Raw genomic sequence first — 19,845 nt, 5'->3', positions numbered from 1 at the left:
GATTCAACGTTCCCGCAAGGCTTTCTGCTTGGCGCGCAGTACCGGCTTGAGCAGGTACTGCAACACCGTCTTCTTGCCGGTGAGGATATCGACCTTGGCCTGCATGCCGGGAATGATGGGCAAAGGGTGCTCGTCCGTGCCGAGATGGTTCTTCTCGGTACGGACACGTACAAGGTAGAAATTTTTGCCATCCTGGTCCTGGATGGCATCGGCGCTGATCTGTTCGACCCGGCCCTTGAGCCCTCCATAGATGGCGAAATCGTAGGCAGTGATCTTGACCACGGCCTCCTGCCCCGGACCGATGAAGCCGATGTCGCGCGGTGAAATCTTGGCCTCGACCAGCAGGGTATCGTCGAGCGGCACGATCTCCACCAGGTCCATACCGGGCTGCACCACGCCGCCGACGGTGGTCACCAGGACCTGCTTGATGGTGCCACGGACCGGCGAACGCACCTCGGTACGTTTCACGCGATCCTGCAGCGCCACGGCGGATTCCTGCAGCTGGGACAGCTCGGACAGCACATCCGCCAGTTGTTCGCGCGCCTTGGCGCGGAAGCTCAGTTCGACCTCCTCGAGCTTCTTCTCGGCCTCGTCGAGCAGCGACTCCAGACGCGGAATGGACAGCTTGACGGCATCCAGCTCCCCCTGCAGATCACTGACCTGGCGACGCAGGCGCAACACGTCCACCTCGGAGATGGCACCAGCCTCGACCAGCGGCTCGGTCATCTTCAGCTCGCGCGAGAGCAGATCCAGACTGCGTTGCAGATGGGTCCGCCGGGCCCGTGCCTCGTCGAGTTCCTGGCGACGCTGCTTGCGCTGGGCCTGCAGGATCTTGCGGTTGTTCTCCAGTTGTTCGAGATGCGCCTTGAACAGGGCGCGCTCGTCGTCCACCAGCTCCGGCGCCTTCTGCGTGATCTCCGGCGGAATCTGCATATCCCGCCCTTCGGCCTCGGCCTCGAGCCGCGCCTTGTGCAACAGCAAGCTGTAGTAACGCTGCCGCGCCTCGCGCAGGGACGAGGAAAACGGGTGTCGTCGATGCGGATGAGCACCTGCCCCTTCTCCACCACATCGCCGTTCTTCACCAGGATCTCGGCGATGATGCCCCCCTCCAGGTTCTGCACCACCTGGATCTGGTTCGACGGAATGACCTGTCCGACACCCGAGGTCACCTCGTCGAGTTCGGCCCAGGAGGCCCACAACAGGGCCGCCACGATGAACAGAAAGGCCCCCACAGGATATGAGCCGGCCGCCGCGTGGCGCCCGCAGCAGGACCGCTGCCGAGGCATCGGACATGAACTCCAGGTCTTCCGGCCGCACCTTGTCCGGCATCACCCGACTCCCGTCTGGCTGTGACTGCTTGGCATCCATCATGTCACCCGGTACGCAGTCGGCCTTCCTTGAGCATCTGCACCACCGTATCCTTGTCGCCGTCGGCGATGATCCGCCCCCGGTCCAGGACGATCAGACGATCGACCAGATCGAGCATGGAAGACCGGTGGGTAACGATGATGGCGGTCTTACCCTCGATCACCTTGCGCAGCTGTTTCTTCAATTGCGCCTCGGCGGTGTTGTCCATGGCATTGGTCGGCTCGTCCATGACGAACAGGCTCGGCGAATGGATCAGCGCCCGGGCCACCGCGATCGACTGGCGCTGTCCCCCGGAGAGGTTCTCGCCACGCTCGCCTACCGGCATGTCGAAACCCATGGGGTGATGCCGGACGAAGCCGGTCACGCCGGCCAACTCTGCCGCGTGGAGGATCTCCTCGTCGGTGGCGTGTGGCGCGGCCATATGGTGATGTTGTCGCGCACCGACCCGAAGAACAGCACCGGCTCCTGCGCCACGTAGCCGATATTGCGCCGCAGGTCGGCCGGATTGATCTGGCGCACGTCGATGCCGTCGATGCGCACCGCGCCCGAGGTCGGCGAGTACAGCCCCAGGATCAGCTTGGCGATGGTGCTCTTGCCCGAGCCGATACGCCCGATCAGGGCCACGTGCTCGCCGGGGCGGATGCGGAAGGTCACATCGTCGAGTGCCGCCACCTCGTTGCCCGGATACTGGAAGCTGACGTGATCGAACTCGATCTCGCCCTCCAGCCGCGGCCGACTGAGAAAGGTCTTGTCCTCCGGCCGGTCCACCGGCAGGGCCATGACATTCTCCAGCGTTCCCAGCGCCGTCTTGGCATGAAAGTAACGCACTGCCAGGTTCGCCACCTGGCCCATCGGCGCAACGGCCCGCCCGGTGAGCATCACGCAGGCGATCAGGCCGCCCATGCTCAGCTCGCCGTCGCTCACCTGGTAGACACCGACCACGATCACACCCACCTGCGCCAGCTGCTGCAACATGCCCGCGACGCTGACCGCCGAGGTGGAAAGCAGGCGCGAACGGATGGACCAGTCGGCGATGTGGCCGGTGAGCTGCTCCCACTTGCGCTGCAGGGCACTCTCGGCACCGAGGAACTTGATCGACTCCAGCCCCGACAGTGTCTCGTGCAACATGGCCCCCTTCTGCGCCGAGGCCGCATAGGTCTTCTCTACCGACTCACGCAAGGGTTTCTGGATGACCAGGCCATACAGCAGCACCAGCACGATCACCACCACCCCGACCCAGACCACCGGCCCGCCGATCAGCCAGATCACCAGCAGGAACAGCGCCACGAAGGGCAGATCCACCAGGGTGGTGATCGAAGCGGAGGTGATGAAGTCGCGAATGCTCTCGAACTCACGCAGATTGCTGGCGAAGGCACCCACCGATGCCGGCTTGGCTTCCATGCGCATGCCCAGCACCTGCTCGAAGATACGCGCCGACAGCAGCAAGTCGGCCTTCTTGCCCGCCAGGTCGATGAAATAGCTGCGCAGCATCTTCATCACGATATCGAAGACCACCACCACAAAGATGCCGACCGCCAGCACCCACAGGGTTTCGACCGCATTGTTCGGCACCACCCGGTCATACACGTTCTTCATGAACAGGGGGCTGGCCAGGGCAAACAGATTGATGAGAAAGGACGCCACCAGCACATCGCGATAGATGCGCCACGACTGCGCCAGGGTGCTCCAGAACCAGTGACCGCTGCGCTCGCCGGTGGCACCGGGCGCGCGTTCGTCGAAACGGTGCTCGGGCTTGACGTAGAACACATGCCCGCTGTAGCGCGAGGCCAGCTCGTCGAGCGTCAGTTCGATGGCACCGGTGCCCGTCTCGGGGTCGAGGATGGTCGCTCTCCCTTCCTGAGCATCGATCGCCGTGAGGAGGCAGGCATGGCGTCCGCGACACAGCACCACCACCGGCAGCACCAGCGGAGAGATCTCGCCCAGCTCGCGCTGCAAAAGGCGCGCCGACAAGCCGGCGCGACGCGCCGCGCGCGGAAACAGCTCGGGCGTGAGATAGCCGCCCTCCAGCGGAAGTCCGGCGGTCAGCGCATCCGGCGTGGTCGGACGCCCTTCCAGCCGTGCCAGCAGGACAAGCGCGTCCAGCAAGGGATCGTGGAAGGTCTCCGCAACACCGGCGACATCCCAGTCATCTACGGCTTGACGCGCATTCCCGGTTTCATGCTGAAAATTGCTCACGCGGTAGTCTCTTCCCCTGACACGTGGCCCCTGACGAAGGCCATTCCGACCTACCGGACCGGAAATTCCTCCGCTCCGCCTGTTCTGGACTTTCCGGGATACTTCGTCCGGAGGCGTATCTCACATAGACAACGGCCGGTCTCATGCCAGCTTGAATCACCGTTGTTGGGGATACACCCAAAGAGCGGCCCGTCCGGACGGACTGCCGACGCAGTTTATTCCTATTCCATCGCGACATGAAGAGCGCGCTCACCTTTCCACCGCCCCTCCAACTTGTCGCCAGCCCCCCACACGCCAGCCCCCCACACTCAGCGAGAAGCACTGTCGCGACTTGTTTCGCATTCTACACTGCACTACCTTAAAGGAAACCTTGGACAAGTCGTGTAACGCCATCTTTCGTTCCGGACTTGGTTTCACAAGGTTCCGCGATGACCCAACCACAGCCTCAGGGACAGGCCGTCACATGCCCTACGTCCGACGAAACGAACGCGGCGAGATCATCGCCCTGCACGCCACCTGTCAGCCCGGTGCAGAAGAAGAACTCCCCGCCGATCACCCCGAGATCCTGGATTTCCTGGGCGCTCCGCCGGACGGCGCCAGGACGCATGCCCTGCTGGCGGAGAGCGATCGACAACTCACCCGGGTCCTGGAAGATCTCATCACGCTTCTTGCGGAACGCAACGTCATCCGCCTGACCGACCTCCCGCCAGAGGCCCAGAAGAAACTGCTGTTACGCAAACAACTGCGCAGCAAACTCAGCGACCACGGCCAGGTTCTGGTCGACGACGATGGCATCATCTAGCGATTCACCTGTTTCGATGTACCACAGACCCCGTATTACCGTCGGCCTCCTGCTGCTCGCCGCCACCCTGCTCCCGGCGCTGTCGTTCGCAGCCGAGACCCTGGCCGCGACCCGTGACCTGACAGCCACCACCACCGGCCTGGCCGCGCTAGGCATCTTCGTCCTTGCCTACCTGCTGGTGATGGCCGAGGAATTCACCCACCTGCGCAAGTCCAAGCCGGTGATCCTCGCCGCCGGCGTGATCTGGGCGATGATCGCCCTGGCCTACCGGGACACGGGCGACAGCCACATCGTCGAGGCCGCGGTCCGCCACAACCTGCTCGAGTATGCCGAGCTGATGCTGTTCCTGCTGGTGGCCATGACCTACATCAACGCCATGGACGAGCGTAACGTGTTCGCCGCCCTGCGTTCCTGGCTCATCAAGAAGGGCTTCAGCCTGCGGCAACTGTTCTGGATCACCGACCTGCTGGCCTTCTTCATCTCACCGGTGGCCGACAACCTCACCACCGCGCTGCTGATGTGCGCGGTGGTGCTGGCCGTGGGCGGCAACAACCCACGCTTCGTGCTGGTCGCCTGCATCAACATCGTGGTGGCGGCCAACGCGGGTGGGGCCTTCTCGCCATTCGGCGACATCACCACCCTGATGGTCTGGCAGAAGAACATCCACACGCCCGAGGGCGTCATCGATTTCTGGGCCTTCTTCAGCCTGTTCGTGCCAGCGCTGGTCAACTGGTTCGTACCGGCCCTGCTCATGTCGCTGACGGTCAGCCGCGAAAAACCCGACACCGACGAAGCACCGGTGCGCATGCAGTTCGGCGGCGGCATCATCATCGGGCTGTTCCTGGCCACCATCGTCACCGCCGTGAGCTTCCACAGCCTGCTGCAGCTGCCGCCAGTGGTCGGCATGCTCACCGGCCTGTCCTACCTGCAGTTCTTCGGCTTCTACATCAAGATGCGCGAACGTCAAGGCAGGCCCGACCAGAATGGCGCGATCGGCAGCCCGGTGGCCTTCGACGTGTTCCGCCACGTGGCACGCGCCGAATGGGACACCCTGCTGTTCTTCTATGGCGTGGTGGTGTGCGTGGGCGGCCTGGGCTTCATCGGCTACCTGACCCTGGTCTCGCAGGTGATGTATACCGGCTGGGGTCCGACCGAGGCCAACATCACCGTGGGGCTGCTGTCTTCGGTCATCGACAACATTCCGGTCATGTTCGCGGTCCTCACCATGCTGCCCGACATGTCCGAGGGCCAGTGGATGCTGGTCACCCTGACCGCCGGCGTGGGCGGCTCGCTGCTGTCGATTGGCTCGGCTGCCGGTGTGGCCCTGATGGGGCAGGCGCGTGGCGTCTACACCTTCTTCGGTCATCTGAAATGGACCCCGGTGATCGCCCTGGGCTACGCCGCCAGCATCGCGGTGCACTTCTGGATCAACGCCCACCTGTTCGATTGAGCGTTCAGCTTCAGTTCAGCAACCCCCTGCCAGACTTCTCCCCGACAGTCGGAAAGATCGTCATCGACGCGGGAGAAACACCATGAACAAGCTGATCCAGATCACCACCCTTGCCCTGGGCATCGCCCTGACCGGCTGTGCCACTGCCAGCCCGCACTGGGACGACGACCACGACGAATACCGGCACCGCGGTCCCTTCGAGGACACCGCACGGGTGATCCGCGTCACCCCCATCTACGAGACGGTACGGGTCTCGGTCCCCGAGGAGCGTTGCTGGAAGGAGCGTTACTATCAGCGATCGGACTACGGGCACGACGACTCCTACACCCCGCCCATCGTCGGCGCCATCGTCGGCGGCGTGGTCGGCAACCAGTTCGGGCGAGGCAGCGGCAAGACGGCAATGACCGTGGCCGGCTCCCTGCTGGGCGCTTCGATCGCGCGCGACCTGAATCACGGCGACCGGCACGTCGACTATCGCCCGCGACACCGCCGGCGCTGCGAGGTCACCGACCGCGTGGAAGAGCACGAGGAGATCGTCGCCTACCGTGTAAAATACCGTTACAAGGGCCGCGTGTTTCACACCCGCATGAACCACCATCCCGGAAAGCACATCCGGGTGCGAGTGGATGTCCGGCCCATCGACTGACCGGGAGACCGCCCGATGCGCACCATTGCCTGTGTCCTGCTGATGCTCGCGGCCACTACCGGCCAGGCCGGCTGGTGGCAGCACGCCTCGCTCGACGAGGCGGTATCCGAAGCGCGCGAACGCTTCGACGGACGGGTGATCTCGGCCGAGACCCTGTTCGACAAGCACGGCCGCGAGACCTACAGCATCCGCATCCTCACGCCGGACGGCCGGGTCAAGCGCTACCGGGTCCGCGCCGGAGAGGAACGGCGGCGCCGACACCGGGACGACCGGCACTGAGATGCGCATCCTGCTGGTCGAGGACGAGGACCCGCTGCGCGAACAGCTCGCCCGCGAGCTGAGCCAGCGGGGTTTTCCCGTCGACGCCGCGCCCGATGGCGAGGAGGGCCTGTTCCTGGGACGCGAATATCCCATGGACCTGGCCATCATCGACCTCGGCCTGCCGAAGCTCTCCGGCATCGAGCTGATCCGTCGCCTGCGCGAACTCGAGCGCACCTTCCCCATCCTCATCCTCACCGCGCGCGACAGCTGGCAGGACAAGGTCGAGGGCCTGGAGGCCGGCGCCGACGACTATCTCACCAAGCCCTTCCACGTCGAGGAACTGGTGGCCCGGGTCAAGGCCCTGCTGCGCCGCGCGGCGGGACACGCCAGCCCGGTGATCGAGGGCTGCGGCATCCGCCTCGACACCGCCCGGCAGACCGTGGCGGTCGATGGTCGGCCCGTCGAACTCACCGGCCACGAATACCGGGTGCTCGAATACCTGATGCTGCACGCCGGCAAGGTGATCTCCAAGACCGAGCTGACCGAACACCTCTACGACCAGGATTTCGACCGCGACAGCAACGTGCTGGAGGTGTTCATCGGCCGCCTGCGCCGCAAGCTCGACCCCGAAGGGCAGCGCAAGCCCATCGAGACCCTGCGCGGGCGCGGCTATCGCTTCCGCACCGACATCGATTAGGCCATGCAACCCTCGATCACCCGCCGCCTGCTGCTGGTCAGCACCGCCCTGGTCGCGGCCTTCGCCGGGCTGGCGGGCTGGTCGCTGGACTCGGCCTTTCGGCATGCCAGCGAGACCGCGCTGGTCGAACAGCTCCAGGCCCATGTCTACACCCTGCTGGCAACCGCCCGCGAGGACGACCATGGGCGGCCCCGCCTGCCGCAGACCCTGCCCGACCCCGCCTTCAACCGACCCGACTCGGGACGCTATGCGCGCGTCGTGGGCGAGGACGGCCGCTACCGCTGGCAATCCGCCTCGCTGATCGGGCGCGAGCTGCCGGAGTCCGAGCCGCCGGCAGTGGGCGAACGGCGAATCGGCCACCACGGCGACCTGCTGCTGCTCGAACAGACCGTGGCCTGGGAAGACCTCGCGGGCACCCCCATCCCCTACACCCTCACCATCGCCGCCGACACCGCCGACCTGGAACGCCAGCAGGCCGACTTCCGCGCCACCCTCTGGGGCTGGCTGGCCCTGCTCAGCCTGATCCTGCTTGGCGTGCAACTCGCTGCCGTGCGCTGGGGCCTGCGCCCCCTGTACCGGCTCGCCGGGGCCATCAAGCAGATCGAGCAGGGCCGGGCCTCGCGCTTGCCCGACGGGGTACCGGTGGAGCTGCGCCCGTTGACCGACAACCTCGAGGCCCTGCTCTCGCAGGCGCAGGCACGCCAGGAACGGGTACGCCACAGCCTGGCCGACCTGGCCCACAGCCTGAAGACCCCGCTGACCGTGCTGCGCGGCGCCACCGACCCGGAGCGCTGCCCCGAACTCTCGGCGCTGGTCGAAGAACAGGTCCAGCGCATCGACGAGATCGTCAGCTACCAGCGGCAACGCGCGGCCGTGGCCGGGGGCACCGCCCTGTCCGCCCCGGTCGCCCTGCGACCGCTGATCGAACGCCTGGGCCGGGGCCTGGCCAAGCTGCATGCCGATCGCGGCATCCGGCTGAGCATCGACCTGGACGACTCGGTCTGCCTGCGCATGGACGAGGGCGACCTGATGGAGCTGTTCGGCAACCTGCTGGAGAACGCCTTCCGCCATGCCCGCGAGCAGGTCCGGGTCTGCCGCCTGGAGGGCAGTTCCCTGACCCTGGAGATCGCCGACGACGGCCCCGGCCTGCCGCCCGGCATGGGCGAGGCCCTGCTCGCCCGGGGGGTACGCGCCGACGAGCGTCACCCCGGCGAGGGCATCGGCCTGGCCGTGGTACGCGAGATCCTCCAGCAATACGGCGCCAGCATCCGCATCGGCCACTCGGCGCTGGGCGGCGCGAGTTTCGTGCTGACCTTTCCCTGACACCACCCCAGGGAAACCCCGAAATGGGTACAGAGGGCAGGAGGCCCGTCCCCGGGCCGAACCGTTCGCGACGAGGACGCCGCTCCCACCGTAGGAGGCCCGTCCCCGGGCCGAACCGTTCGCGGCGAGGACGCCGGCCCTACCCGAGAGCCATTGCGAGTATGGCGACAAACTTGGGCTAAAGTCCCACAACCGGCTGCCGCCACAGTCCCCAATGACAGGAGGACTGGATGTCAATGGCGCTCGAAACCCCTTCCCCGGCACCGACCGGCGAGACCCAGACCGAAGAGCCCCTGATCCGGATCGGCGAACACTGGGTGCCCGCACACGAAGCCTGGCAAAAGCTCGAAACCGCCACTGCGGTCACCGAGATCATCGACCGTTTCAATCAGCGCTTTCCCGAACTGAGCACCCCGGTCACCCGTGAGGTGGTGCCACTGGTCCGCCAGCGCCTGAAGGCCATCGCCTTGCGCATGCCCCAGCGGCAGGTCATCCGCGAACTGGGGGCCGTCGCCACCGAACTTCTGCACCGCCACCGGCCCGAAGAAGCGCTCGCGATCCTGCGCGAACAACACGACCAGGACATCGACCTGGTGGGCCTGGTGGCATTGGCTGGCGAGGGGCCTTACCTGGACGCCCTGCGCAAAGAGGCCCGGGAATACACGGCCAACAAGATCCTGCCGGAACAGACCGCCGCCATCTGGAACGACATGCACCGCCCCGCGCCCGGTGGCGGCCTGTGGAACCGACGCAAGGTGGAGATGCTGCTGCAGATGCCAACAGGCGACTGAGGCTGCCGTATCTTTTGCCCGGTTTTCCCGGTTGCCGCCTGGATCGGACCCTCCCTATACTAGCCGGTTCACGATATTTTCAGTCAGGTTTCCAGCATGTCACAGACCGCTTTCCATCCGCCGTTGCGCACCCTCATGGGCCCCGGCCCCTCGGACGTACCGCCGCGTATCCTCGAAGCCCTGAGCCGCCCGACCATCGGCCACCTGGACCCGGCCTTTGTCGACCTGATGGACGAGATCAAGGCCCTGCTGCAATACGCCTTCCAGACCGAGAACCAGCTCACCATGCCCATCTCGGCACCCGGCTCGGCCGGCATGGAGGCCTGCTTCGTCAACCTGGTCGAGCCCGGCGACAAGGTCATCGTCTGCCAGAACGGCGTGTTCGGCGGACGCATGAAGGAAAACGTCGAGCGCTGCGGCGGCGAGGCCGTGATGGTGATGGACGACTGGGGCAAGCCGGTCGATCCGCAGAAGGTCGAGGACGCCCTCAAGGCCCACCCGGACGCCAGGATCCTCGCCTTCGTGCACGCCGAGACCTCCACTGGCGCGCTGTCCGATGCCAAGACGCTCGCCGAGCTGGCCCGCCGGCACGACTGCCTGACCATCGTCGATGCGGTCACCTCGCTGGGCGGTTGCGAACTGCGGGTGGACGACTGGGGCATCGACGCGGTCTATTCCGGCACCCAGAAGTGCCTGAGCTGCGTGCCCGGCATCTCGCCGGTGAGCTTCAGCGAGCGTGCCCAGCACGTCATCGCCAACCGCGGCCACAAGGTGCAGAGCTGGTTCCTCGACATGAACCTGATCATGGCCTACTGGGGCGGCAGTGCAAAACGCGCCTACCACCACACCGCGCCGGTCAACGCCATGTACGCCCTGCACGAGGCCCTGCTGATGCTCAAGAAAGAAGGGCTGGAGAACGCCTGGGCACGCCACCGCGAGAACCATCACATCCTGCGCACCGGCCTGGAGGCCATGGGCCTGGAATTCATCGTCCCCGAAGACGCCCGCCTGCCGCAGCTCAACGCCGTGAGCATCCCCGCGGGCGCCGACGACGCCGCAACGCCAGGCCGGGACGCCTGTCGCTGATCCTGCTGGCAGCGGCGGTGCTGCTGCTCGGCTACTGGCTGGGCAAGCAGTGGCAGCGCCACCAGCTCGAAGCGACCGGCCTGCGCCTGCCTGCGCAACCGCTTGCGCTCTCTCCCGGCCAGCTCGGCCCGGCACTCGAGCGCGCCACCGCCGGGCACTGGACCCTGGTGCTGGCCGGCGACCCCGGCCCGGCCTGCGAGGACCTGCTGCGCGCTCACATCGAAACCTGGAACCGCCTGGCCGACACCCCGAAGCTCCAGGAGGCCCTGCGCCTGGTGCTGCTCGCTGCCTGGCCGGACACGCCCGACAGCCTGTGGCGGCACATCGACTGGGCCGCGGTACAGGTACTGCCCCCCAGTCGCCGCGCCATCCTTGCCGGTGCGCTGCGCCTGCCCACCGACACCGCCGCTTCCTGCCGGGGCGAGCAGGCCACCGCCGCCCTGCTCGGCCCCGACCGACGGCTGTACGCCTGGCTGCCGCTGGACAAGCCGGCGCGAATGGCCGAAAGTCTGCGCCTGCTGTATCACCACCTCGACGACATGAACACCGACGACACCACCCCAGGCTGGGGCGACCGCCTCAACACCGCGCTGCTGCGCATGCTCCCGCAACACCTGCTCTCGCGCGGCATGTACCACCTGGCACGCAGCGAGACCGGCTGGCTGAAGGACCTGCTGATCCGCTACGTGGTCACCCGCTACGACGTGGACATGCAAGAGGCGCTGGTCGAAGACCCCTACGCCTACCCCAGCTTCAACGCCTTCTTCACCCGCGCGCTCAAGCCCGGCGTGCGGCCGCTCACCCAGGAAGGCATGGCCAGCCCGGTGGACGGCAAGGTGAGCCAGGCCGGGCGCATCCGCCACGACCGCCTGATCCAGGCCAAGGGGCACGAATACAGCCTCTACGCCCTGCTCGCCGGCGATGGCTTCATGGCCTCGCAGTTCGAGTCCGGCACCTTCGCCACCATCTACCTGGCACCGCGCGACTACCACCGCATCCACATGCCGCTGGACGGCACCCTGCGCGAGATGGTGTTCGTGCCCGGCGACCTCTTCAGCGTCAGCGAGACCACGGCCGAGCTCGTGCCCGGCCTGTTCGCGCGCAACGAGCGGGTGATCCTGCTGTTCGACACCGACCGCGGCCCCATGGCGCTGGTACTGGTCGGCGCCATCTTCGTCGGCAGCATGGAGACGGTCTGGCACGGCGAAGTGCGCTCGCCCGACGACGGCATCGCGCGCTGGACCTACGAGGGCGACGGCGCCCCGCACTTTTCCCGAGGCGAGGAGATCGCCCGCTTCAACATGGGCTCGACCGTGATCGTGCTCAACACCCAGCACGCGGTGGACCCGGTGAACGGCCTGGTCGGCCGCCGGGTGCGCATGGGCGAGAAGATCGCCGACTGAGCCGTGAGGCTAGCCCGGAACCAGCTCGGACATCTCGATCCGCTGGTAGCCGGAGGGCACGCCGAACAGGCCGCCATCGACCTCGAAATCCGGCATGTAGTCGAGCAGCACCTGCACTCGGCCGGGACTCTGCTCACTCAACGGCAGGCCGTGATCGAGCGAGCGGGTCGGCGCATACACCGTGCTGGCCAGTTCGCAGGCAGTCTGCAAGTCCTGCGGCATGGCCGCCAGCGAACGGGCCTGCACCCGCGCCAGCACCCGGCGCAAGTCGCGCAACCCCGCCAACGCGGCCTCCATGGCGCCCGGCAGCACGGTGAGCGTCGTGCAACGCTCGCCATTGGCCAGCAGTTCCACCCGGTGCGGGGTACGCCCGGCCACCTTCGGGGCCTGCGTGTCGGGCTCGTCGGTGGCATCGAGCATCAGCGCGGGCTGCGCCGGCGGGGACGCCTCGCCAGGCGCCATCACCAGCACGCTGTGGTCTTCGGCCGAGACGTTGTAGACCACGCCCGCAGCGCGATCCAGCAGGGTGTAGTCGCCCGTATCCTGCCCCTCGTCCAGACGCACATGGGTCGGGGTGACCAGGACGCGGCTGATGTAGGGATCGCTGCCCTGCTCCCACACCTTGTACACCAGCAAGGCGGCCGGCTCGGCGGATGCCGAGGTCACGGCCAGCAACAACAGCCAGGGAATCAGTCTTTGCACATTGCCTCCAGACGTTGCAGTTCAGTCTCGCTGAAGCCCGCCTGACGCCGCGCCGCCTTGTGCAGGGGACAACGCATGCGCTCGCCGAAGGCGGCCTCGAGCAATTCGAAATAGTGTTTCTCGGGTTCCAGTCCGCGCTCGCGGCACAGGTGCCGGAACCAGCGCGTACCCGCCTCCACGTGGCCGACCTCGTCGCGCAGGATGACCTCGAGTATCGCAACGGTCTCCGTGTCGCCGATGTGCGCGAAGCGTTTCATCATGCCGGGGGTCACGTCCAGCCCGCGTGCCTCCATCACCCGCGGCACCAGGGCCATGCGCCGCAGCGGATCGTCGGCGGTCTTGCGCGCCAGCTCCCAGAGGCCATCGTGCGCGGCGAAGTCGCCGTAATCGTAACCCAGCGCGCGCAGGCGGTCGCGCAGCAGGGTGAAGTGATGCGCCTCTTCGGCAGCCACCCGCAACCAGTCGGCATAGTAGGCCTCCGGCAGCCCCTGGAAGCGCCAGGCCGCGTCGCAGGCCAGGTTGATGGCATTGAACTCGATGTGCGCCACCGCGTGGATCAGGGCCGCGTGGCCCTCCGGCGTGCCGATGCGCCGCTGCGGTACCTGCGAGGGCGGCACCAGCTCGGGCCGGGCCGGACGCCCCGGTTCGGTCACATCGGGCAACACCACCGACGCACAGTGCAAGCGCCCGGCACGCCACTCGGCATCCAGGGCACGCGCCTGTTCCAGCTTGCTGTCGATGTCCGCGGTGAGCAGGCATTCATGGGCCGCGGCGTGGAGATTGCGAGGCATGGGTTTCCTGGATCCGTTGCTGGCAAGATACCGAATATTCGCGGCGGGGACGCCGCTCCCACGTGGCCTGTAGGAGGCCCGTCCCCGGGCCGAACCGTTCGCGACGAGGACGTCGCTCCCACATGGCCTGTAGGAGGCCCGTCCTCGGGCCGAATGTTCGCGGCGGGGACGTCGCTCCTACAGACCACCGCTCCTACGGGCTGTGAAGGTTAACAAAAGGACGTTGCGCGATATATTACTATTCCCGGAAACATCAATGGGGCAATGCTAGCAGCCTGTCGGACTTGACCGTTCGAAGCGAAAATTCGCGGGAGCGGATCAGATGAGCTTATTCGAATGAGGAGAATAGCGGGCCTATTTGACGAATTCGATAAGCTCAGTTGATCGCTATCCGCGGATTTGCAGCCGGACAGCGTCAAGTCCGGCAGGCTGCTAGAATCGCCGGTCCCCAACGGCCCGCGCACGAGGACAAGGTCTTGGACAACATCAACTTCCATCGCCACTACAGCCGCAACACCCTGTTGCGCATGTTCGTGCTGATCGTCGCGGCCGGCGCCCTGGTCTACTGGAAGTGGGGCCTGGTCAACGCCATCTACTTCAAGGACCAGCTCACCGAGCTCGGCTGGGTGATCAACGGCGCCATCATGGTCCTGTTCCTGGTCGGCATGTCGCGCATGGCCATCAGCCTGATGGGCTATGCCCGGGAAGAGGCCGCCCTGACACGCTTCGTGCGCAACCTGCACAAGCGTCCCGACGAGGCGCTGCGCGGCGTGCCGAAGCGCAGCCTGATCGCGCAACGCTACCGCACCCTGCTCAAGCTGCACGAGACCCACACCCCGATCAACCAGAACGCGCTGGCCTCCACCCTGGTGGCCGCCGAGAGCACGCGCAGCAGCCTGGCCAAGTTCGTCAACAACATCCTCATCCTCACCGGGGTGTTCGGCACCATCGTGTCGCTGTCGATCGCCCTGATCGGTGCCTCGGACGTGCTCGAGAACGCCGTGTCGGCCTCGGGCATGGGCATGGTGATCCACGGCATGTCCACCGCGCTGTCCACCACCATCACCGCCATCGTCTGCTACGTGTTCTTCGGCTATTTCTACCTGCGGCTGAACGACGCCCAGACCAACCTGGTGAGCGCCATCGAACAGGTCACCACCAGTTATCTGATGCCGCGCTTCCAGGTCGAGACCGACACCGTGCTCTACGAGTTCACCGGTTTGATCCGCTCGCTGCAATCCCTGGTCGCCGAGATGGCCAACTCGCAGAAGGCCTTCCGGGAGACCGAGCAGCAGATCGTCGAGACCCTGGAGCACTATCGCGGCAAGGTGGACAATCTCGAAGACCACATGACGGACATCCTGCGCATGCTGCGCCTGGGCTTCCGCCTGCGTGACGACGAATGAACGACGGCTTCACTGATCTACGGCTGAACCGCCAGGAGGACCAGGTCAACGAGAGCTTCTGGCCCTCGTTCACCGACATCATGACCACCGTGGTCATGATCTTCCTGATCGCCCTGGTGGTGCTGCTGGTGCGCAACATGGAGCTGGTGCGCCAACTGCGCGCCACCATGGAGGCCGAACGCATCGCCGCCGAGCTGGCGCGTGCCACCGGCGAGGAAAAGGACAGCCTCTCCATGGCCCTGCACCGCACCGAGGCCGAGCTGCGCCAGGCCCGGCTCGAGATCCTGCACCTGCGCGAGAAGGCCGTGGACCGTGAAAAGGTCATCACCGACCAGATCGCGACCATCAACCGCCTGACAGAGGCGCGCGACGCGCTCGAGCGCAAGTACCTGGTGCTGGTCGGCGACTATGACAACCTCAAGGTCAAGTACGACAAGCTGGTGCGCCCGGCGCGCTCGCCGGCCGGCCGCCACGTGGTCGAGGTACGCTACTGGAAGGAAGGCGGCCAATACCGCATCGCCTGGCACGAGGGCGACAAGGGCGAGTTCCAGCCGATCAGCCGCAAGCACCTGGATCGGGTACTGAGCCGCCTGCTCAAGCAGCATCCCAACGGCCTGTACGTGAAGGTGATCTTCCCCGAGAACAGCGGCCTGTCCTACAACGAGGCCTGGGAGTTCACCAACCACCTGCACCGCAACTACGACTACTACTTCCGCGACGACGGCAAGGCGGCAAGGGACGCCCCCCGGGCCGGCGTCACCGGCGGCGAATGATCGCGGTCAATCTGATCACCGGTTTTCTCGGCACCGGCAAGACCACCCTGGTCCGGCACCTGCTGGCGCACCATCCCGAGAACGAAACCTGGGCGGTACTGGTCAACGAGTTCGGCGACATCGGCATCGACGGTACCCTGCTCGACGAGACGGGTGTGGCCATCGAGGAGGTCGCCGGCGGCTGCCTGTGCTGCGTCGCCGCACCGGCCTTCGAGGTCGGGCTCAACCGCCTGATCCGCGCTCACCGGCCCGAGCGCATCCTCATCGAACCCAGCGGCCTGGGACATCCAGCGCAGATCCTGGAGCGCCTGCGCTCGCCGCTCTACCGCGAAGTGTTGCGCCTGGAGGCGACTCTGTGTCTGATCGACCCCCGGCACCTGGACTCGCCCCGCCATCTCGAACACCCGGTGTTCCGCGACCAGATCCACCTCGCCGACGTGCTGATCGCCAACAAGGCCGACCTCTGTGACCCGGTGCAGGAACAGGCCTTTCTCGATTTCGCCGCCACCCTGAGACCCCCGCCGGCACGCCTGGCAGTCACCGAACAGGGGCGCATCGACCCGAGCCTGCTATACCTGGACGCCAGCCCGCGCACGGCCAGCTTCCCCGAGGCCCATGCCTTCCTGCTCGCCGACGAAGCGGCGCCGGAACCGGCTGGCGTTTCCAACGCACGGCGCTGCTCGACTGGCTGAACGCCCTGCCCTGCGAACGCATCAAGGGGATATTGCACACCCCCGAGGGGCTGCTCGAATACAACCGCGCCGGCACCGATGCGGCAGCGGTGCGTGAAAGGGAAACCGATGAGCAGACGGCCTCGCGCCTGCAATTGATCGACCCGGCCGCGCTGGAGGCCGAGGCGCTGGAAACGGCGCTGCGCCGCTGCCTGCTCAGTTGAGCGGCGTCATCTTCTGCGCCACCTGGTCACGCAGATACACCGGCAAGGCCGCCTCGGCCGCCACCGTCTCGCCACGGCGCACCAGGGCGACCGCCAGCCGCGCCACATCCGCCGCATGCACCTGCCACTCAGGCAGCCGCGTTCCGCCCAGGTGCGCCAGCACCTCGCCGTAAGCCGCCACCCCGCTGCCGGCCAGCAACCAGTCTCCGCCGCCGGGCAGGCTCACGGCCGCAGGGGGGCCTACCGTCTCGGCACCGAGCGGTTCCATCAGGCCATGTTCGCCCCGCACGCAGGCCAGGACATAGACCTCCTGCATGCGCGCATCCAACAATGCCAGCACCTGCCCGGCGCCGCTCTCGCGCGCAGCCCCCTGCGCCAGCGCCAGCAGGCTGGAGACCGGCGCCACCGGCAGATCGCCGCCCAGCGCCAGACCCTGCGCCACCGCCGTGGCAATGCGCACCCCGGTGAACGAACCCGGCCCGCGCGCAAAGGCCAGGGCATCGAGCTGGGCCAGCGCCAGGCCCGCCTCGGCCAGCAGGGACTCGACCATGGGCAGCAGCAGGCGCGAGTGCTGACGCGGCGCGATCTCGAAGCGCTCGACAAGCTCGTCATCCAGCAACAAGGCTGCCGAACAGGCCTGCTCGGTGGTATCCAGCGAGAGAATCTTCATGCCGCGGATTGTACACGGCGGGCGGGGATTTCAGGCTTGTGGGCTCGGGGGAATCAGCACAAGGGGCGCAAAGGAACCTCCGAACCCGTTCCTCCCTCGCTTGCGGGGGAGGAACGGAGGTGGCTTCTACCTCACCCCTGTTGCCTAGGGGAGGAGAATATGGATTTTTCAGGGGTCTGGGATACGATGACGACTAGCATCAGCAGCGCGTTTTTCGCGTCCGCTGGATGCGCTTGTTAAGCAGACGGCGTTTGTACGCGAAACGTGAATACAGGTATTTTCCGATTACCAAAATCATACCCCTTTTTTTCTGCCCACTGTTTTACGAACTTCAGTAATGCCTGTATTCGTTGGTTTAAACTGAACATATCAACTCTTTGGTTGTTTACGCTGAGAATTAACTTCTGTGCAAATTTATTGTTCAGGGTGTCGTATGCACATGAATAAACGCTGACATCTTTTCTTGGAGTGCCAGATATTATTGTGAAGCTTGTTTTCTCTTCGGTGCTCGACACCCATGAAAGGACGCCCCATATCGGCGTAGACTGCTCCGGAAGTGAATAGATTCCTTTTCTGAGGTGTTGTACGTAATGGCGTAAATCTTCGACTTCTTTTGTGGTCCTGATGAATACCTGTATTTCTGATGAGTTTTTCTTGAGCTTCGGCGCCTGTTGAATCAGTTCCCGTATTCGGTGTGCTGAATCAATCATGCTCCACGCATCCGAAATTATCGGAACGATCTGATTCTCTTGGATTTGAGAAATACCTGATTTCTCCAGTTCAGTTAAGGAGCTTTGAACGCTCTTATAGTACCTATCAGCTGCAGAGAAAGAGTACTTAAGGGCATCAACAAAGAATACGAATTCCCTAGATTGTTCGTAGCTGGTGTCCATCCGTATTCTTTTTCTTAACGCCAAGTTAACCAGCGCGCGTTAGCGCGTCCGAGCGAGGAACGAGCGTTGTCTAACTTTTTGTTAGAGTGCATTATTGCGTGATCTATTCAATATATTTGCCATTGAATTAGGGTCTTCAGTGAAGGTTGCCTTGATGATTCTATCTATTGCTTCCAAAGGGATTGCGCCAAGGCAAGTTGCTTCGACATGCGGTACAATCTGTTGATCAGAATTTGCGTCAAATTCGGCTGATGAATAAGGTATAACATTAAACCAGTAAACCTCCGCCAGGAACAAGAATGCTAGCGGAGTATCGGCCGATGCATCGCTAGTTGGAAGGCATTTGTATATATTCTTTTCGATTTCTGACCCGGGTGGGTTATGGAAATCAAATAGAGACACCCTGCTTCGTACTCTTGCGTACGACTTCCTGAATTTTCCAAATGCACCTTCTAGATTGCCACTATCATTTGGGCGTATTTCTCGGTCATGAAGGATGCTGGCTAAATTATGCTGCGGGGTCACGTGAAAAATATTTCCATATAGCATTGGCTTAATGCTTTTATATGCACCTGATTGCTCAAGTGTTAATTCGATAATCTCGAACATTTTCTCACATGCACTCGTCGCAGTAGGGATGCCGGTTACCCGACGCCCCCTGCACAAATCCCGGCGTGCGGTTTTCCCGCACCGGGCTCCTCAGCCATGCTCACCCGCGCAGGGGATGCAATGCATCCCATGGATATTTTCGCCAAGAAGGTTGGCCTGTGCTGATCGAGCCCTACTATGTCCCAGACAGGTTGCCTTTGCCGAATACGCATGACTGTCACCCCCTTCCCCACGTGATCGCCCCTACCGTCTCGGAGTACTATGAGGTGATCCGAGTCCCTTGCCGCCTTCAGTTGTCTCGCCCTTTGTAGGGGTTTGATGCACTTAGCTACCTCGGGCGGATCAATCGCCTTTAGACTCTGGCCTAGTTCCGTTTCCTGATTTCGCATTCGTGCCTCAATAGCCATATGCCCTGGACAATCGCCGACTCCAATCAGGAGCAACAAGGGCCTCCCGCGTTCATGACGCATCTCTAATTTTTTATAAACCCTCTAAGGAACCACAAAACAATAAAATATATTACTAATGCAGACAAAGGCACCATAAGTATAGTTACTAAAAAAAGAGTATTTATTTCAGGTATATGTATATTTAGCATATCCTCACAAATGCCAGCTATTTCGCTATTATCAATTTCATCATTAATGCTTTTAACTTTATCCCTTTTAATGATGTTACTAGATTCTAAATTGTCAATAAATTCTTTTTTAAATTCCTCCGTGCTCATACATTTTCGCATTTTACTTTTATTCAAATCAAAATCACATGCGACTCGTTTCGCAAGTTTACAAGATAAAATCAGCGCTTTAGCCTTCTTTTTTTCCTCTATCGCTTGAAAAAATGTCTTATTGGTTTCTACAAGCCCAATAAGAAATTGAAAGTGATAACCAGCCCAATAAGAAATTGAAGCAGCATGATATATAGCTACAGACAGAAGCCATATAAATGTAGCTACTATCCATAAGCGCCACAACCCCTTTTTAATATTTATGTTTTGTGACATTTTATTCCTAATTGACATAAAGCCTCACATCAGTGGAATCAAAAAGCAGAACGAGGAACGAGCACCGCTTGTTGATGTCC

The 19,845-nt window shown here is 63.6% G+C and carries 18 protein-coding genes and 3 pseudogenes; 13 read left to right on the top strand and 8 right to left on the bottom strand.

Translation table 11 applies throughout. The features are described from left to right. Window positions 1-3: 3 nt before the first annotated feature. Both EBS_RS04235 and EBS_RS04230 read right to left on the bottom strand, forming a co-directional pair. Window positions 4-1,368 (bottom strand): annotated as a pseudogene (locus EBS_RS04235) (HlyD family type I secretion periplasmic adaptor subunit). Between the two features lie 4 nt (window positions 1,369-1,372). After that, a pseudogene (locus tag EBS_RS04230) lies at window positions 1,373-3,474 on the bottom strand (type I secretion system permease/ATPase). 553 nt (window positions 3,475-4,027) lie between these two features. Here EBS_RS04230 and EBS_RS04225 point away from each other — a divergent pair. The 9 genes and pseudogenes from EBS_RS04225 to asd all read left to right on the top strand — a co-directional run bounded on the left by EBS_RS04225 (window position 4,028) and on the right by asd (window position 12,023). Next, window positions 4,028-4,366, top strand: a complete 339-nt coding sequence (locus EBS_RS04225) for a hypothetical protein (RefSeq protein WP_043107500.1) — start codon at window positions 4,028-4,030, stop codon at window positions 4,364-4,366. Between the two features lie 16 nt (window positions 4,367-4,382). Further along, on the top strand, window positions 4,383-5,816 hold the full coding sequence (gene nhaD / locus EBS_RS04220; RefSeq protein ID WP_043107499.1) for a sodium:proton antiporter NhaD: 1,434 nt from the start codon (window positions 4,383-4,385) through the stop codon (window positions 5,814-5,816). Window positions 5,817-5,898: 82 nt separating this feature from the next. Further along, window positions 5,899-6,462, top strand: coding sequence for a glycine zipper 2TM domain-containing protein (locus EBS_RS04215; protein WP_043107498.1), 564 nt, complete (start codon window positions 5,899-5,901; stop codon window positions 6,460-6,462). Between the two features lie 15 nt (window positions 6,463-6,477). Next, window positions 6,478-6,741, top strand: coding sequence for a PepSY domain-containing protein (locus EBS_RS04210; RefSeq protein ID WP_043107495.1), 264 nt, complete (start codon window positions 6,478-6,480; stop codon window positions 6,739-6,741). Between the two features lies 1 nt (window position 6,742). After that, entirely contained in the window at window positions 6,743-7,420 is a 678-nt protein-coding gene (locus tag EBS_RS04205; protein ID WP_043107494.1) for a response regulator transcription factor, read from the top strand. 3 nt (window positions 7,421-7,423) lie between these two features. After that, window positions 7,424-8,743 carry an ATP-binding protein gene (locus EBS_RS04200; RefSeq protein ID WP_043107493.1) on the top strand — a complete coding sequence of 440 codons (1,320 nt, stop codon included), beginning with the start codon at window positions 7,424-7,426 and terminating at the stop codon, window positions 8,741-8,743. A 230-nt stretch (window positions 8,744-8,973) separates the two neighbouring features. Beyond that, window positions 8,974-9,534: a hypothetical protein gene (locus tag EBS_RS04195; protein WP_148307653.1), complete on the top strand. Its 561-nt coding sequence runs from the start codon at window positions 8,974-8,976 to the stop codon at window positions 9,532-9,534. 96 nt (window positions 9,535-9,630) lie between these two features. Then, a pseudogene (locus tag EBS_RS04190) lies at window positions 9,631-10,602 on the top strand (pyridoxal-phosphate-dependent aminotransferase family protein); the annotation flags it as partial. A 557-nt stretch (window positions 10,603-11,159) separates the two neighbouring features. After that, window positions 11,160-12,023 (top strand): archaetidylserine decarboxylase, encoded by an 864-nt coding sequence (gene asd / locus EBS_RS14945; RefSeq protein WP_408065683.1) that lies wholly within the window; start codon window positions 11,160-11,162, stop codon window positions 12,021-12,023. 9 nt (window positions 12,024-12,032) lie between these two features. Here the strand turns inward: asd and EBS_RS04180 are convergent, their stop codons facing one another. Both EBS_RS04180 and EBS_RS04175 read right to left on the bottom strand, forming a co-directional pair. Further along, a complete protein-coding gene (locus EBS_RS04180) occupies window positions 12,033-12,725 on the bottom strand; it encodes a hypothetical protein (RefSeq protein WP_052199292.1) in 693 nt (230 codons plus the stop codon). Continuing rightward, window positions 12,713-13,516, bottom strand: coding sequence for a ferritin-like domain-containing protein (locus tag EBS_RS04175; RefSeq protein ID WP_043107490.1), 804 nt, complete (start codon window positions 13,514-13,516; stop codon window positions 12,713-12,715). Before EBS_RS04175 ends, EBS_RS04180 begins: the two co-directional genes overlap by 13 nt. Window positions 13,517-13,992: 476 nt before the next feature. Here EBS_RS04175 and EBS_RS04170 point away from each other — a divergent pair, with 476 nt between their 5' ends. Genes EBS_RS04170 through EBS_RS14195 form a run of 4 tightly spaced genes read left to right on the top strand, consistent with a single transcriptional unit; the run spans window position 13,993 to window position 16,590 of the window. After that, window positions 13,993-14,922 (top strand): hypothetical protein, encoded by a 930-nt coding sequence (locus tag EBS_RS04170; RefSeq protein ID WP_043107488.1) that lies wholly within the window; start codon window positions 13,993-13,995, stop codon window positions 14,920-14,922. Continuing rightward, window positions 14,919-15,695 (top strand): ATP synthase subunit B family protein, encoded by a 777-nt coding sequence (locus tag EBS_RS04165; protein WP_043107487.1) that lies wholly within the window; start codon window positions 14,919-14,921, stop codon window positions 15,693-15,695. Before EBS_RS04170 ends, EBS_RS04165 begins: the two co-directional genes overlap by 4 nt. Then, complete coding sequence (locus EBS_RS04160) at window positions 15,692-16,387, top strand: CobW family GTP-binding protein (protein WP_052199291.1); 696 nt, start codon at window positions 15,692-15,694, stop codon at window positions 16,385-16,387. The genes EBS_RS04165 and EBS_RS04160 overlap by 4 nt, the downstream gene beginning before the upstream one ends. Continuing rightward, a complete protein-coding gene (locus EBS_RS14195; RefSeq protein WP_408065682.1) occupies window positions 16,372-16,590 on the top strand; it encodes a CobW family GTP-binding protein in 219 nt (72 codons plus the stop codon). The genes EBS_RS04160 and EBS_RS14195 overlap by 16 nt, the downstream gene beginning before the upstream one ends. On the opposite strand, the gene tsaB is transcribed toward EBS_RS14195, so the two are convergent. The 4 genes from tsaB to EBS_RS13885 form a co-directional block, all read right to left on the bottom strand. Continuing rightward, window positions 16,583-17,260, bottom strand: coding sequence for a tRNA (adenosine(37)-N6)-threonylcarbamoyltransferase complex dimerization subunit type 1 TsaB (tsaB, locus tag EBS_RS04155; protein ID WP_043107486.1), 678 nt, complete (start codon window positions 17,258-17,260; stop codon window positions 16,583-16,585). The two genes, EBS_RS14195 and tsaB, sit on opposite strands and share 8 nt — an antisense overlap. A gap of 236 nt (window positions 17,261-17,496) precedes the next feature. Then, a complete protein-coding gene (locus tag EBS_RS13895; RefSeq protein WP_148307651.1) occupies window positions 17,497-18,153 on the bottom strand; it encodes a hypothetical protein in 657 nt (218 codons plus the stop codon). Window positions 18,154-18,234: 81 nt separating this feature from the next. Next, window positions 18,235-18,762 (bottom strand): hypothetical protein, encoded by a 528-nt coding sequence (locus EBS_RS13890; protein ID WP_148307650.1) that lies wholly within the window; start codon window positions 18,760-18,762, stop codon window positions 18,235-18,237. 472 nt (window positions 18,763-19,234) lie between these two features. After that, on the bottom strand, window positions 19,235-19,765 hold the full coding sequence (locus EBS_RS13885; protein ID WP_148307649.1) for a hypothetical protein: 531 nt from the start codon (window positions 19,763-19,765) through the stop codon (window positions 19,235-19,237). Window positions 19,766-19,845: the final 80 nt, after the last annotated feature.

Source organism: endosymbiont of unidentified scaly snail isolate Monju, from assembly GCF_000801295.1.
Taxonomy (GTDB): domain Bacteria; phylum Pseudomonadota; class Gammaproteobacteria; order Chromatiales; family Chromatiaceae; genus MONJU.
This window is presented reverse-complemented; position numbering and strand designations above follow the sequence as displayed.

Excerpts from the sequence above, each read along its gene's own strand:
- EBS_RS04225 (WP_043107500.1), top strand. The coding sequence starts at position 4,028 with ATGCCCTACGTCCGACGAAACGAACGCGGCGAGATCATCGCCCTGCAC.
- nhaD (WP_043107499.1), top strand. The coding sequence starts at position 4,383 with ATGTACCACAGACCCCGTATTACCGTCGGCCTCCTGCTGCTCGCCGCC.
- EBS_RS04215 (WP_043107498.1), top strand. The coding sequence starts at position 5,899 with ATGAACAAGCTGATCCAGATCACCACCCTTGCCCTGGGCATCGCCCTG.
- EBS_RS04210 (WP_043107495.1), top strand. The coding sequence starts at position 6,478 with ATGCGCACCATTGCCTGTGTCCTGCTGATGCTCGCGGCCACTACCGGC.
- EBS_RS04205 (WP_043107494.1), top strand. The coding sequence starts at position 6,743 with ATGCGCATCCTGCTGGTCGAGGACGAGGACCCGCTGCGCGAACAGCTC.
- EBS_RS04200 (WP_043107493.1), top strand. The coding sequence starts at position 7,424 with ATGCAACCCTCGATCACCCGCCGCCTGCTGCTGGTCAGCACCGCCCTG.
- EBS_RS04195 (WP_148307653.1), top strand. The coding sequence starts at position 8,974 with ATGTCAATGGCGCTCGAAACCCCTTCCCCGGCACCGACCGGCGAGACC.
- asd (WP_408065683.1), top strand. The coding sequence starts at position 11,160 with ATGAACACCGACGACACCACCCCAGGCTGGGGCGACCGCCTCAACACC.
- EBS_RS04175 (WP_043107490.1), bottom strand. The coding sequence starts at position 13,516 with ATGCCTCGCAATCTCCACGCCGCGGCCCATGAATGCCTGCTCACCGCG.
- EBS_RS04165 (WP_043107487.1), top strand. The coding sequence starts at position 14,919 with ATGAACGACGGCTTCACTGATCTACGGCTGAACCGCCAGGAGGACCAG.
- EBS_RS04160 (WP_052199291.1), top strand. The coding sequence starts at position 15,692 with ATGATCGCGGTCAATCTGATCACCGGTTTTCTCGGCACCGGCAAGACC.
- tsaB (WP_043107486.1), bottom strand. The coding sequence starts at position 17,260 with ATGAAGATTCTCTCGCTGGATACCACCGAGCAGGCCTGTTCGGCAGCC.
- EBS_RS13895 (WP_148307651.1), bottom strand. The coding sequence starts at position 18,153 with ATGGACACCAGCTACGAACAATCTAGGGAATTCGTATTCTTTGTTGAT.
- EBS_RS13890 (WP_148307650.1), bottom strand. The coding sequence starts at position 18,762 with ATGTTCGAGATTATCGAATTAACACTTGAGCAATCAGGTGCATATAAA.
- EBS_RS13885 (WP_148307649.1), bottom strand. The coding sequence starts at position 19,765 with ATGTCACAAAACATAAATATTAAAAAGGGGTTGTGGCGCTTATGGATA.